Annotated in this window: 17 protein-coding genes; all 17 read right to left on the bottom strand. The window is 34.1% G+C overall.

The annotated features are described in order from the left end of the window. Positions 1 to 9 precede the first annotated feature (9 nt). The 17 genes from ACW0JX_RS28325 to ACW0JX_RS28245 are packed head-to-tail and all read right to left on the bottom strand — an operon-like array spanning position 10 to position 12,856. Complete coding sequence (locus ACW0JX_RS28325; RefSeq protein ID WP_098285498.1) at positions 10 to 387, bottom strand: Low copy number virion structural protein; 378 nt, start codon at positions 385 to 387, stop codon at positions 10 to 12. Between the two features lie 13 nt (positions 388 to 400). After that, on the bottom strand, positions 401 to 775 hold the full coding sequence (locus ACW0JX_RS28320; RefSeq protein WP_459245828.1) for a Low copy number virion structural protein: 375 nt from the start codon (positions 773 to 775) through the stop codon (positions 401 to 403). A 44-nt stretch (positions 776 to 819) separates the two neighbouring features. Then, entirely contained in the window at positions 820 to 1,203 is a 384-nt protein-coding gene (locus tag ACW0JX_RS28315; RefSeq protein WP_016513542.1) for a hypothetical protein, read from the bottom strand. A 10-nt stretch (positions 1,204 to 1,213) separates the two neighbouring features. Next, complete coding sequence (locus tag ACW0JX_RS28310; protein WP_459245827.1) at positions 1,214 to 2,758, bottom strand: hypothetical protein; 1,545 nt, start codon at positions 2,756 to 2,758, stop codon at positions 1,214 to 1,216. After that, positions 2,755 to 3,438 (bottom strand): hypothetical protein, encoded by a 684-nt coding sequence (locus ACW0JX_RS28305; protein WP_459245826.1) that lies wholly within the window; start codon positions 3,436 to 3,438, stop codon positions 2,755 to 2,757. The genes ACW0JX_RS28310 and ACW0JX_RS28305 overlap by 4 nt, the downstream gene beginning before the upstream one ends. Beyond that, complete coding sequence (locus ACW0JX_RS28300) at positions 3,435 to 5,819, bottom strand: hypothetical protein (protein WP_326039854.1); 2,385 nt, start codon at positions 5,817 to 5,819, stop codon at positions 3,435 to 3,437. Before ACW0JX_RS28300 ends, ACW0JX_RS28305 begins: the two co-directional genes overlap by 4 nt. A gap of 30 nt (positions 5,820 to 5,849) precedes the next feature. After that, a complete protein-coding gene (locus ACW0JX_RS28295) occupies positions 5,850 to 6,254 on the bottom strand; it encodes a hypothetical protein (protein ID WP_459245825.1) in 405 nt (134 codons plus the stop codon). Then, a complete protein-coding gene (locus tag ACW0JX_RS28290; protein WP_000210326.1) occupies positions 6,233 to 6,730 on the bottom strand; it encodes a hypothetical protein in 498 nt (165 codons plus the stop codon). Before ACW0JX_RS28290 ends, ACW0JX_RS28295 begins: the two co-directional genes overlap by 22 nt. Positions 6,731 to 6,772: 42 nt before the next feature. Next, positions 6,773 to 7,369 carry a hypothetical protein gene (locus ACW0JX_RS28285; RefSeq protein ID WP_000118565.1) on the bottom strand — a complete coding sequence of 199 codons (597 nt, stop codon included), beginning with the start codon at positions 7,367 to 7,369 and terminating at the stop codon, positions 6,773 to 6,775. 12 nt (positions 7,370 to 7,381) lie between these two features. Beyond that, positions 7,382 to 7,798, bottom strand: a complete 417-nt coding sequence (locus tag ACW0JX_RS28280; protein WP_459245824.1) for a hypothetical protein — start codon at positions 7,796 to 7,798, stop codon at positions 7,382 to 7,384. Beyond that, entirely contained in the window at positions 7,795 to 8,211 is a 417-nt protein-coding gene (locus ACW0JX_RS28275; RefSeq protein WP_025117878.1) for an HK97-gp10 family putative phage morphogenesis protein, read from the bottom strand. Before ACW0JX_RS28275 ends, ACW0JX_RS28280 begins: the two co-directional genes overlap by 4 nt. Before the next feature lies 1 nt (position 8,212). Then, complete coding sequence (locus ACW0JX_RS28270) at positions 8,213 to 8,539, bottom strand: hypothetical protein (RefSeq protein ID WP_000392019.1); 327 nt, start codon at positions 8,537 to 8,539, stop codon at positions 8,213 to 8,215. A gap of 28 nt (positions 8,540 to 8,567) precedes the next feature. Beyond that, complete coding sequence (locus tag ACW0JX_RS28265; RefSeq protein ID WP_098630053.1) at positions 8,568 to 9,101, bottom strand: hypothetical protein; 534 nt, start codon at positions 9,099 to 9,101, stop codon at positions 8,568 to 8,570. Between the two features lie 13 nt (positions 9,102 to 9,114). Further along, complete coding sequence (locus ACW0JX_RS28260; protein WP_000691127.1) at positions 9,115 to 9,279, bottom strand: YqbF domain-containing protein; 165 nt, start codon at positions 9,277 to 9,279, stop codon at positions 9,115 to 9,117. Positions 9,280 to 9,295: 16 nt separating this feature from the next. Beyond that, entirely contained in the window at positions 9,296 to 10,276 is a 981-nt protein-coding gene (locus tag ACW0JX_RS28255) for a phage major capsid family protein (protein WP_001060157.1), read from the bottom strand. Positions 10,277 to 10,296: 20 nt separating this feature from the next. Continuing rightward, on the bottom strand, positions 10,297 to 11,487 hold the full coding sequence (locus ACW0JX_RS28250; protein WP_459245823.1) for an XkdF-like putative serine protease domain-containing protein: 1,191 nt from the start codon (positions 11,485 to 11,487) through the stop codon (positions 10,297 to 10,299). Between the two features lie 28 nt (positions 11,488 to 11,515). After that, the gene (locus ACW0JX_RS28245; protein WP_098630055.1) at positions 11,516 to 12,856 is read right to left on the bottom strand and encodes a phage portal protein; all 1,341 of its coding nucleotides are present in this window, start codon (positions 12,854 to 12,856) and stop codon (positions 11,516 to 11,518) included. Between the last annotated feature and the right edge of the window lie 84 nt (positions 12,857 to 12,940).

Below are 12,940 nucleotides of genomic sequence, written 5' to 3'. Positions count from 1 at the left end.
TTCACACTCCTAATCTCTTAATAGTTGGTAATTAAGCCATATAGCTTTTTTCTCTGCAGATGCATTGTGATATTCGAACTTTAGCTCCGCATTAGCAGGTATAGGCTTTACAACGGAGAAATTAAATCCCTCCGGCACATCTTTTACATAAACTTCTTTAAATACTTGCTGGCCATTAATAAATAAATTCCAATAGTCCCTATCACTGTAATGAGAAGCGGCAACAGAAAAAGCAATCATTTCTGTTTCGAATGGCAATGAAAACTTATCTACATGAATGTCATCATGAATACCAACCCTACGTCCTTGTATGAATGGCTCTGTTTTTGTAGGGAAGTAAGGCGCATCGAATCTTCCACCTGCCATATAATTAATTGCAAAACTCATAAATACGCCCTCCTTATCTTAAAAAGTGCAATTCAAACCAAACAGTTTTAGCAAGAATTCCTTGGTTATGGAATCGGAATACAATTGTGTCTCCTGTTTTAACCGCTTTATAAACCATAAAGTGCATCCCTTCTGGAAGACGCTTTGTATAAATATCTTGGCAAACAGTTTGTCCATTCACGATTAAATCCCATTTATCATCTAATTCGTAAATGGAAGAACTAACACTAATTGCGTAAATCTCCATGTCTGTAGGTAATATATATTTCACTTCATCCGTTTTATATGATGCGGAATCCATAATGAATCCAGGTACGAATGGTTCTGTTTTTGTTGGATGAAAAGGTGGATCTAATCGACCACCGGCTAAATAGGTTGTTTCAAACAAGAGCAATCACCCTTTTTCTTGTATTAAAAAATTCCCGTGCGTCATTACGACACATCGGGAATTGTTAAATCAGATAGTATACCGTTACCTTTATTAAGAAGTCTCGGCTGCACACGCTCTAGTTGCTTTTGTGCATTGTATATTAATTGTATCTCCATTTCTTTTCCTGTTACTTTATGAGAGACAAGAACCTTTTCTAGCATGCTGTGTGCATTAAAAGCTAAATCATAATGTAAATATTTATCCCCATCGACTGCAGATAAACGAGCACCATCACGAATAAGCGTATATCCTTCGGTCATGCCTTCTTTAAATACGTCATTTGGATCATTACCAGGTATCGGTTTTCCACCGCTGTAAAATTCCCTATCAATTAACCCTTTCATTAAATACATAATAGGATCATATAAGTTTTTTTGCATTATCATTGAATCACCCCTAATTTACCCTCGTAACAGACCAAGTTTTTGCTGGTCGTTGGATATAATAGTGATCTTTGTTTTGATTTACCCGAGGAAATGATAAATCTGGTAACGAACCATAATCAAACAAGATATTATTTTGCTTATCTAGTACTTGCAAACGTCCTGTAAGAATTCCTTTAGGGTTTCGCACTGCTTCAAATACGATAATATTCACGCCATATTCAAGCGGAATATCAACATACGTCGGATTGTTTCGGATGAAATAATTTTCTTCGATTAATTTATCATTACAGTAAATATTTAATAAATCGCCATCCTCTACATCCCAATCCCAAAGTTTTAAACGTAATGTATCTACATTTACTGTAATACCAGTTATATCTGTATATGGAGCTGGTTCATACCCATAGTTAACAGATAAATCTAAAGTTTGATAGAATCCATCATCAGCAGATATCATGGTATTAATTCCTTTAACAAAGTAGTTCCATTGTTGCCCAGAATCTCTATTGTAAACAGAAACCACATCGAATAATTGAATCCTTGGATCTCCAATGACCGCTACAGTTAATGTTCTGAACTTCTGGATTGCTTTTAAATGATAAGCTGCAGCAACCGCTCGTCTTGCAAAGAACGTTGTCGCCCAAGGAACTTCTATCATTTCCTCTCGTAAATCACCCTGCGATACATTTTTTAATAGAAACGAATTAAGAAATCCGTTTGCATAATCGCCGCATTTAACAACAATGCTATTACTTATATCCTGGTCAGTTAGCTGCATATCTAAAGAGATAAGGTTTTCGCCTTCTCTAAAACTAAACTTTGCAGGCTCATTAATTGCATAGTCTGGCATTTTCATAAATGTACAACTTCCGTCTGGTTCGTGTTTAATATAATGGAATGTTGTATCTATGATATCTCGAACAATCTCATCCCATTTTTGAAATCTCTTTCCTGTTGCTCCTTCAATAATCCAGCTTTGATTTGTACCGGGAATGTTTACCCTACTTCCGTGTAATGTAACTCCTGCTTTTTCAAGGAAGAATTTCACTACATCATACACATTACCGGTAGGTGCAACAATTTCATCTGATCCCCGCGTTGGAATTACTGATTTTTGTAGAACCTTTTTATAAGATGTTGTGCAGGTAACTGATATTGTGCCGCTTTCGGCATTCACCTTTATGTCAGATATAAAACCATGTATATACGGTAAAGCTTCTTCACCATAACCGATAGAAACCTTAAATTCAGTCTGCGGATATAGTTGGTTTGTGTTTGTTACTTCACTGTTGTAAAACCATTCTTGAATGGAAGAAAACTTACCATACCAGTTATCAGGTGCCATTTGCCCATATTCATTAGCAAAGGTAATAGAAAATGTACTTGCGAACTGATCTGCGTTCTCTTGCACTTCCAGGCTCATTACACGATGTTGTATTTGTACATAAGAAGAAGATTCTCTTTTTTTCATATAAACAATTAAATTAGGAGCATTATTCCCCACTTGGAAATAGCTCCCCAACATTCTGATTAAAGAAATAGATCCTTCTCTCACATTCCATCAACTCCAATACCTGCTTGTGACATAGATATTAATTTACACTTTGCTATTACTAGCGTTCCTTTACGTATTGCATCAACTTCATTAGGTGGAATAATACCACCATAGGTACCGTAATCACCTGTAATAATATGAGGGCGATATATTTCCCCCATGAACTCACGCCAATGGCTGATATCATTGAATAAAGCAGTAAATTCTACTTCACATCCTTTATTACCAGTACTTTGGTAACGAGGATAGCCATGCATAACATTGTAATTTTTTAATCCGTTTAAAGATTTAGGCATTTTCGTTTGTTCAATCATTGCAATTGTAGGTATAGGTCCATATGCATGATAATAAACATCACGCAAAAAAGCTACGTCAGAAGAACCGTAACCGATTGTTGTAAATTCAATTGTTTGTGGCCCTGCACCAACAAAAATTTCTCTTGCTTCCCAGGCATAAGCACCTCTTGCTCTAAATTTTTCAATACCATTTACGCGAACAATAAAGTATTTATCTGGTAACATACCATCAGAACCAATAGGAACTTGGGACATAAAAGAAAAATTATATGTCCCAGGCCATGAAAAATTAATAGTATATTTAATTGTACTTTTTAATTCTGTAGCATCCCATAAGAGATGATATGAACCAGCTCTTCTATGCAATGTTTTTAATATACTCATACATTCCGCACCGCCATTCCCATTAGATCATCAGCAACTACGTTTTGTAGTAATTTTCTCATTTTCACAAAATCCTCTGCGGTTTGCAATTTTTCAACAGCAACTTTGAATGTAGCATTTTGAATTGTAACACCTTTATCTGTTTTCTTTTCAACAGAAGAGTGCCCAGCAAATGGATGTACAGCTTTTCCAATCATATCCGCAGAATGTGCACCCATTTTTCCAATTCGGGTAGATACATCCGTTACTAGTTGCATCGGTTTCGGTGGAACAACCGCTTTATTTAACAATCCAGAAGCCTTGTCCACAGCCGGAATCATTTTTTCCATCCCTACACCAAGACCTTCTGTAATATATCCGCCGTATTCCATCATGAGACGCGAAGGAGATTTTATACCAAAGAAACTTTTAACTGCTTTTGGTATTCCGTCTACAACACCTTTAGCTTTATCAACAACCCAGCCAGCCATAGATGTCATACCTTTACCAATACCAGCAATAATATCTTTCCCCCAGCTTACAGCGTCGTTTGCTATCCCTTTCACTATAGAACCAACTTTACCGAATACATCCTTTACTGTATCAACAATGCCGTCAAACGCTCCGACGATAGCTTTTTTAATTGCTGCAAAGTTACTTACTATGAAATCTCTAATAGCACCAACAACACTAAATATTGTGTTTTTTATCTTATTAAAGTTATCCACCACAAAGTTAACAAATGTCCGAACAGCAACTATTATTGTTTCTTTAATAAAATTCCATGCGGTTACAATAATAGACTTTACGATATCCATTACAGTCGTAATTGTGTTTTTTATAAAATGAAATGCTGTAACCACAAAATTCTTTATAGTCTCTAATACAGTTATAAAAACTGTTTTAATTACATTCCAAATCGTAGAAATAACCGTCTTTATTCCATTCATTACAGTTGTAATTATGCTATGAATTGCTTGAAACACACTACTTACAACTGATTTTAAGAAGTTTAATACAGTCGTAAAAATTGCCTTTATTCCATTCCACACTGTAGAAATGACGGTTTTTATCCCATTCATCACAGTCGTAATTATGCTGCGAATTGCTTGAAATGCACCACTTATAAATGTTTTCAAAAAGTTTAGCACCGTCGTAAAAACTGTTTTTATAATATCCCAGCCAGTTTTAAAAATATTTTGCCATGTTTTAATAGCAGTAGAAATATAGCTTTTAATAAATTCTAAAGCAAACTTAACAACACTTTTTATTACGTTTAGCACTGTATTAAATATCGTTTTTATTAAATTCCAACCAATTTCAAATGTCTTTTTCCATATGTTGATATACATTGTAATTACAGTAGTAATTATTTTCCATGCCCCGCTAAGTATTTTATCTATAAACGATACCGCAGATTGGAATACTTTTTTTGTTCCTTCCCAAAAACTTGAGAAAAACTTTGACAAGCTATCCCATACTGACTTCGCAACTTTAACGATAGCATCCCAGGCTTTAGAACAAATATCACTGATCCATTGCACTGCCTGCTTTGTATATTTCACAATTGAATCCCAATTTTTATACAGCACATATACTAAACCAACCATTAAAAGTATTGCAATGCCCCATGGACTTAATACTAATGAAAACATTGATTTTCCAAGACCAGTCAATATCTGTGCGAACTCACTAAAAACTTTAATTAGTTTTAAGGCATCTTTAATAATCGCCGTAATTGCACCCGGTATTTGCATTAATGTTTTAACTATATTTACAAGGCCACCAATGATTTCACTCGCCTTAGATATAAGACTAGAAACAGATTTGATTAACTCAACCGTTTGCTTCAACGATGGTATTACTATATTGGAAATCTTCACGACTTGTTGAGCGATAGGTTGAATAGTTCCAGCCAAACTCTTTGCATCTTTTTCAGTTAACCCAAGCATATCCTGTAGTTTTTTTTGAGAACCTTCCACATCGGTAGCAAATTGTAAAGCTTTGCTATTGACTTGTTCTATAGGTTTTGTAACTTTATTTGAAATAGTGTCACCAAACGTTTGCATTTGCTTACTAATATTCCCAAGAGAATCTGCTGATTTTTGGATTTTTTCTTGCATTGTATTAGAGGCTTTTTGCACTCTCTCTTCAAACTTTTCTACACCTTTATATGCCTGATCCGCTTTGTTACCAATCTTCCCAAAAACATTGGTCGCCCCGTTACCAAATTTTTGAATTTGGCCATTTATTTGATTAAGTACTTCTGCTGGTTTTTGAAATTTTTCTTGTATGTTCTTAGAAGCCTTTTGTAAACTTTCCTCAAACTTTGCTAAATCCTTATAAGCTTCATCTGCTTTAATTCCAATTGTACCAAACAACTGGAATACTTCTGTAAACATTCACTCCCCCCTTTCTAACTAGGAAGTTTTTTATTCCTGATCGTCTTCAAACTGAAACTCTGCAATCAGCTTATTTGCATGGTCGATACATTCCTCTTTGGACCAAACTTCCATAGTCTCATTTTCTTCCCCATCCAACGTAGATTCCGTAAGTCCAAAAGCTTGCAAATAGTCCTGAAAAGTTGTTCCTTCTTCTAATTGCCTTGTTTGAAATCCGATAAAGGCCATCTTTTTCCATTCATTTAATTCTTCTTGCTGCTCTTCCTGACTAATAAAAGAAAATAAGTCCATTAAACGAGAATACGGTATGGATAAGACATAATCATCTGTCCATCCATACCGCTTTTGGACTTTATCAAAAGCCCTTAGCATATTTTGCTCTGTTTCTTCTATGTATTTATTAGAGTCATTTTCTACATTTCTTGTTTGTTCCACTTGAGACTTTGAGATTTGATTAGACCCTTGACCTGATTGAAAAAAGACATTAAATCTTCACTTTCTAATAATCCTTCAATAACTGCAACCATAGCTTCTGGTGGTAACTGATCGAATTCTTCACGCTTAATCTGTAATAGACTAGAGAAAAATTCCGAAAACTCATCTTCACATTCCGGAATCATAGACAATAATTGAAAGACAAACTCTAAACCCTTTTCTTTTTTTTGTTTTTCAATTTCATTTAACTGTTCTTGTTGCTCTTCATTCATTTGGGCCAATTGAATTTTTTCATCAATTTCATTCTTTTCTTTCCCAAACTCCATAAAATCAGTCATTGCATGACGACCAACTTTAGAAATAATCTTAGTAAAACGCCAAACATCTTTTACATTTAAACGTCTCATCTTCATCTTCTGACCTGAAATTGTAATTTCTGTACTATTATGCATCATTTTTTCTAGCATTGTTGTCATATTCAATATCTCCTTTTATAACCTAAAAATAAAACCTACAACTTATTTACTTGTTGTAGGTAATTTAGGTGCTTTTTTCTTTGGTAAATAAATTTCATAAGGGGGTGTATTAGGCGAACTTTCACTATAATGACCAATAAATTTGCATTTAAGTCCTACAGTTCCTTTACCATCTTTTAAATCAATTTCTACAGAAGAAACTACCATTGCATTTCGGATAACAAAAATAACCGGAATATCACTTCCTGAAACTACACCTACTATTGCAATATCACTATAACTTGCGTCTTTAATTTCATTGGTTGGTTTTACAATGTTATAATCGTTATCCGTCGTACTATCTACATCTACGCCTGGTAGAGCTAACTCTAAATTTTCTTTTGTAAATTCTACAAGTGTAACCTCCATATGTGGTTCATCTTTTAATAGCCATTTTCCGCGAACTAGTTTTCCTAAAACACCATCAATATCAGCATCATAGTATTCTCTAGTAAACCCCACTTTACAGCCACCTGTAGTAGCTCCTAACATCTCACCTAGGTCTTTAACACTTTTAAAACCTTTATACATTACACCCGGTCCAATAACAAAATTATCAGTTGTACCCTCACGTACACCATTAATAAGCTTCCAACTCATTTTTTTCCCTCCTTAATATAATTCCATTCTTCCTATCCGTACAAGAAACTTAATACTAATATGAATAATTGATGGATCTTCATCTGGAACTGTAATACTGCCTGCTCGATGAATCGTAATAATACCAGAATCTCTTAACAATCCCGCTTCTCTGTCTAACAAATGTTCTATTCGCCTTGAAATTACATCCGCTTTTTCATAATCACCTTGGCCACAATATATATCAAAAGTGAGGATCATACGATCAATTACCTCTATATCATCCGGATTATTAGATTCAATTCTCATTACCACATAAGGCATTTTCATATCATTTTGTGCAGTTTGAAATGTTAGAGCGGGCTCTCCTTCATATTTCGATAGATTACTTTGCACAATTGTATCTTTCTCAATAATATTTCTAATTGTTGCAATCGCTTTTGTCGTCATTGTTCTCCTCCCAATGTCCTTTTTAATTCCCCACGCTCTTTTTCAAACGTTTTTAAGAAAAAAGGTCGGGCTTCTACAGTACTTGTACCATTTTCGACATACACCGCTCTTTTTAATTGACTTCCAATCGTACCTACTACTTCGGTATCTGTAATATGTAAGCCATATTTTATAGAATCTTGTAATTCTCCCGTTCTAGAAGCAAATGTCTCTCCTGGTTTTGAAGCAATATATGTGCGACTTGATCGTGGAATTTTATACTTCACACCATTGTGACTACCTGATACTGTTTGTTTCATTTCTCGTTGCAGTTGATTGCAAGCACTTATAATTCTTTCTACCATCATTTTATTGAGTTGTTCTTTAACCTGTTCTACATTACGTGTAACCATGAATTCCGATGTATTCGTCATTTTATTCCAACAACTCACAATACAATTCAATATGGTGATTTAAAAATGATGGATTTCTTGGTTCTCCTCTTACCTCAAATACATAATCATGAAAATAAATTACATCATTTGTATGGATGTTATGTTCTGCAGAAGTATAAATTTTAAAATTCGGCTCAAAATTTTGTTTATTTCTTTTTAACCTTTCATTATCTACTGCTGTGTGTGTCGTTACCCGACACTTCATTCTTTCATAAATAATGACAGGCTCTTCTTTAAAATTTCCTGCCGGCTGTTTTACCTTTTGATTCCTTTTCACAGTTACTTCATGTATATATAATTCTTCCATATCTAATGCTCACAGCCTATTCTTTCATTCATAATGCTATTAAAGGGTTTCTACTTCGGTATTTTTTTAATACTTTTAAAATCTTTTTATTAACAGTTTCTTCATCTAGCGATTCAATATTTATTTCATATGAATAATCTCCGATATTTGCTGATTTTTTCATATTTTCATATTGTAGATTTGTTCGAATTACCGCATAACACGTCATATCGATGATGCATTTTTTCATTAAAGTCAAAAGCCCATCATAATCTTGTATGGTATACTCAAATTCATATAATTGATTCTCACTTAAACCATATACAGTGCAACCATCAGAAAAAACTGAACTGGTAACTTCTTCTCCAGAACCAATATGGATTACCTTGATCAAATTTTCTGCTCGAAAAGAAAGCCAAGCCAATTTACTTGTTCTAACTTTCTCTTTCATTGGGTTACTTGGCATACTTCTCAAATAGTTTTTAGTAATCAATTCATATTGACTAATGAGCTCCTGGATTACCGTATCGGGCATTCGTTGAACATTTACCCTGTTCTTTATGTCCTGTACAGTAATTTCCATCCTTCCACCTCTTTTACTTCTCTTTCTTTTTAACCTCTATACTATCTATTAACTTAAAATGTCCTGTACTTAGTAAATAGTTTGCTTTCTCATTTGCAACCTTTTCCTTTACTCCGTTAAAAAAAGTATAGCCATATGCAGTATATGTACCGCCTAATTTTAATTCTATAATCTTCATATGCAAATTACCTTACTTAATTTCCAAATTTATCAGGTATATTAGTAAGAATTGCTACTGCGTCCATTTCTTGAATAACTGCATCATCATCCAAATGAATAACATAGAATCGCTTATCTTCCATAACAGCAGATTTACCTTCTACAGTCTTACGAACTCGCGTGTCATACGTATTTACCGCAATAAAGTTTTTAGGATCTGCAAAAATAATTACATCATCTTGAAGAGAAGGAACTGTAACAATCTCATACCCTAACGGCTTATTAACTTGATCCCCTGTACCTAATAACGCAGCATCACCTAAGCCAGTTGAACGAGTTGTTAAATATTCAATCCACTTCTCTCTACGAGCAGGTGACATAATCCACTTTAAACCTTCATTTTTATATTTATTAGGCATCGCCTTAGATAAATTAAAGATTGAGTCTTTACTAAATCCGGCGCTAGCTTCAGCATCTCCCGTTCCCGTCACTAATTTAAAATGATCGACAATATGAGATTTACTTGATTGTTTAATTTGTTTTAACCAGCCATCATTAATTTGAAGAAATGGATCTTCTGAAGTTACATCCCCATTCCAATGAAGATCTTCAAGGTCAATACCTAACTGAGTTGACATTAATGTCATAACAGTATCTTCATATCCTTCACCTTCGATATTTTCTCGAAGTAGCTCCTCCGTAATCTCCCATGGTAAACGAATAGAAACTGTATCATATTCAACTTTCGACGTTTCTACACCCGCTCGATAGCCATCATCACTATTTTCCATTTTCCTACGTAAAATTCGACCACCGATTGCAATTTTATCTAATTCACCTTTTTTCGCTTTACGAATCTCTTTGCGATGCAATTGAGAAAATGGAGTTGCATCAAATACCATTCGGAAAAATTCTTTACTTTGTTCCGGATATAATAGCCCCGCTTTCATTCCTCCTGTTGTCATTGTACTCTTTTCAATTCGTTCAATACGTGCTAGTAATTCTTTATTATTCATAGATTCATTTCTCCTTATCTTTATAGATCTAATCCTACCCATTTATTTACTGGTTTTCTCATCTCGTTTGTTGGTTTGGCATCAGCCCCAAGACTTTTACGAACTTGTGCTGATCGCTCAATTACTTCAAGTCTCTTTGAAATGGGGTCTATTACCTTCTGAATAAATTCACTTGTCTTTTTAGATTCTCTGTCATTTTCTAATTCATTAGTATCATGAGTTGATTCAAGTTCTTTATTTAACTGTTCTTCCAACTCCTGTAATCTCTCAAGAAAAGGACCCATTTCTCTCTTTACAATGTCTGCAATCTCATCTGAATTTTGATCTGCGTTTTTTTGTAACTTATTTTCTTTAATTTGGTTCATCAAAGAAATCATTTCATCAAATTTTTTATCATTTTTCTTATATAAGATTTTGCCTACTTCATTTATGGAATTAATAGTAATATCTTCCGGCGAAAAATCTGTATCACCACCCTTCATTGTATTTAAAATGTCCTTCATTTCATCTAAGGTGGAAACCATCCGCTTAATATCTACATTTCCCTCCCAAATCCCAACATAAAATACATCTTCAAACAAATTAAATACATTTTGCATCTTAGAGTTTTGTTTACTATTTAATGACTGATTATCCATCTCTTGAGTTTGTTCCTCGTCATAATGTGACTTAAAAAAATTAAACATCTTACGAATTACACCTTTCTCATCTTGTGTAAACTCATCCATTTGTGGCATCTTCATTCTTTCTCCAACCCCTCCCATCGAAAAGCCTGTAATTTTCCCTTTTTTAATCTCTTTCCATGTTTCACTATCGTCTACTCGAACAGTCATAAGCCATGTTCCCTTTTTAATATTTTGTTTTCCAACAACCGTATTATTTTTAGAAATCCAGCTTTCTACTACTGTTCCTTTTCCTGCCAACTCATCATGGTTTTTATCTATGTATCTATATTTCTCTAAAAAATTATAAGCCGCTCTTTCAATTTCTTCAGCCGTCATGATATCACCATGTGCATCTTCTATATTTGGTTCATAAACAACCCCTGTTACAAGTTGTTTTTCATCTTCTCTCTTTAAAATAGGGACATTTTTCAAAACGTTAGAGCCATTCATGTTCATACCCTTCATAATTGCAAATGGCCTACCATTAGCCCCCTTTGTTACTAATGAAACATAACTAATTTCTACATTTTTCAATTCATTTGGCATAATATATTCCTACTTTCTAGCAAGACTACTAAATCGAATTTGAATCTTCATTTAAAAATTTATCTCCTTCTAGAACTGGTTCGTATCCAATAACTTTTCGGCATTCATTTCTTGTTAATATACTCTTTTCGTATCCATCTATTGCATATTGCATATCACTTGCTCGATCATCTGTATCAATTTCATTTAATTGAAACTGCCAGTCCAACTCCCCCAACGTTTCTGTAAACTCTTTAAATAATTGTGTATTTAATCGATGTTCTAAAATTTGTTGACCTGGTTCAATAATTGATCTTTTATACATTTCATTCATTTCTTTTGCTGTCGTCTGTCCAAGTGATCCTGTCATAGCCCAACCAATTCTATATGGTGGAACTCGATGAGCTACACAAATTTCCATAGCATTATCTTGGCGATATAAACGGAAGCTCGCTTCTTTGACATCAGGCCCTAATTTCTCTAAGCGAGCTTTTGCTCCTTCAGGAACAGGAACAACTGCTAACTTATGATGTTCTCCTTTGGTTTCGACAGAGAAAAATGTTTTTAATTCTCTTTCAACTGAATCATCTATTTCATCAACCCCCTCAACAAACAAAACAGCATCTGGAATTGTTTTACCAGTGAAATAATTAATATTGTAATCTCTTACAGCTTGTGATCCTACAATGGAACCAATAGAACTCACATAATCGGGAATACCATAGTATGATGATCTAGAACCAAATTTACGAATTACAATAACTTCACCAGCTTTTTCTTCAGTGTCTAATAACGAGTTTTCATCTAAGCTATCACTAATCATTTCTCCATCTACTAACCTAAAATCATATGGATAACTAAATCTTTTAAACCATCTCTCCTCATTATTTACAATCTGTGCAAATCGAATCTTATCTTTATGCGCACGTACCGTATGTGCTGGAATATGGTGAAGCTGCGTTGGTTCCCCTTTCAAGTTACGAACAACCTCTATAATTCCCCAACCTACAGTTTCATAATCCTCCCAAACTGCCCTAAGTATTTCGCTACTTGTCATTTCATTGTTGCAATATCTCATAAAGCGCTTTAATTCTTTATATTGTTCTTGATTTGCCTCTGTCACTTCATCTAGCGGTGCAAAATCAAATCCCATACCAGCAATATCATTTACTTTTGCACTAATACATGCCGAGTGAATAGGATTACTTTCTCTCAAATTTAATAATACTTGCATATCATATGGAGGCTTTACTAGTTCTTTATCACCGTACACTTGTGCAAATGGATCAATTGCCATTTGTTTACTTTGAAGTTCCTCATTACGTAAAGTCATCTCACGATTTTGTAATTTAAGTACTTTCACATTCTTAATTGCTTTCTTCTCAACCATAAAATTTATGCCTCCTTTCATATACAAATCATTTATTCAATGTTTTTCATAAAAACTTTACCAATATAAAAAAGCTGAACATTA

The sequence above is a fragment of the Bacillus sp. C-3-6 genome (genome assembly GCF_054509685.1).
The sequence above is the reverse complement of the archived record's forward strand: the minus strand, read 5'-3'. Positions and strand labels throughout refer to the sequence as shown.

What these genes read in the sequence shown, in the direction of transcription:
- ACW0JX_RS28325 (WP_098285498.1), bottom strand. Translation starts at nt 387, where the DNA reads ATGAGTTTTGCAATTAATTATATGGCAGGTGGAAGATTCGATGCGCCT.
- ACW0JX_RS28315 (WP_016513542.1), bottom strand. Translation starts at nt 1,203, where the DNA reads ATGATAATGCAAAAAAACTTATATGATCCTATTATGTATTTAATGAAA.
- ACW0JX_RS28305 (WP_459245826.1), bottom strand. Translation starts at nt 3,438, where the DNA reads ATGAGTATATTAAAAACATTGCATAGAAGAGCTGGTTCATATCATCTC.
- ACW0JX_RS28300 (WP_326039854.1), bottom strand. Translation starts at nt 5,819, where the DNA reads ATGTTTACAGAAGTATTCCAGTTGTTTGGTACAATTGGAATTAAAGCA.
- ACW0JX_RS28290 (WP_000210326.1), bottom strand. Translation starts at nt 6,730, where the DNA reads ATGACAACAATGCTAGAAAAAATGATGCATAATAGTACAGAAATTACA.
- ACW0JX_RS28285 (WP_000118565.1), bottom strand. Translation starts at nt 7,369, where the DNA reads ATGAGTTGGAAGCTTATTAATGGTGTACGTGAGGGTACAACTGATAAT.
- ACW0JX_RS28280 (WP_459245824.1), bottom strand. Translation starts at nt 7,798, where the DNA reads ATGACGACAAAAGCGATTGCAACAATTAGAAATATTATTGAGAAAGAT.
- ACW0JX_RS28275 (WP_025117878.1), bottom strand. Translation starts at nt 8,211, where the DNA reads ATGACGAATACATCGGAATTCATGGTTACACGTAATGTAGAACAGGTT.
- ACW0JX_RS28270 (WP_000392019.1), bottom strand. Translation starts at nt 8,539, where the DNA reads ATGGAAGAATTATATATACATGAAGTAACTGTGAAAAGGAATCAAAAG.
- ACW0JX_RS28265 (WP_098630053.1), bottom strand. Translation starts at nt 9,101, where the DNA reads ATGGAAATTACTGTACAGGACATAAAGAACAGGGTAAATGTTCAACGA.
- ACW0JX_RS28260 (WP_000691127.1), bottom strand. Translation starts at nt 9,279, where the DNA reads ATGAAGATTATAGAATTAAAATTAGGCGGTACATATACTGCATATGGC.
- ACW0JX_RS28255 (WP_001060157.1), bottom strand. Translation starts at nt 10,276, where the DNA reads ATGAATAATAAAGAATTACTAGCACGTATTGAACGAATTGAAAAGAGT.
- ACW0JX_RS28250 (WP_459245823.1), bottom strand. Translation starts at nt 11,487, where the DNA reads ATGCCAAATGAATTGAAAAATGTAGAAATTAGTTATGTTTCATTAGTA.
- ACW0JX_RS28245 (WP_098630055.1), bottom strand. Translation starts at nt 12,856, where the DNA reads ATGGTTGAGAAGAAAGCAATTAAGAATGTGAAAGTACTTAAATTACAA.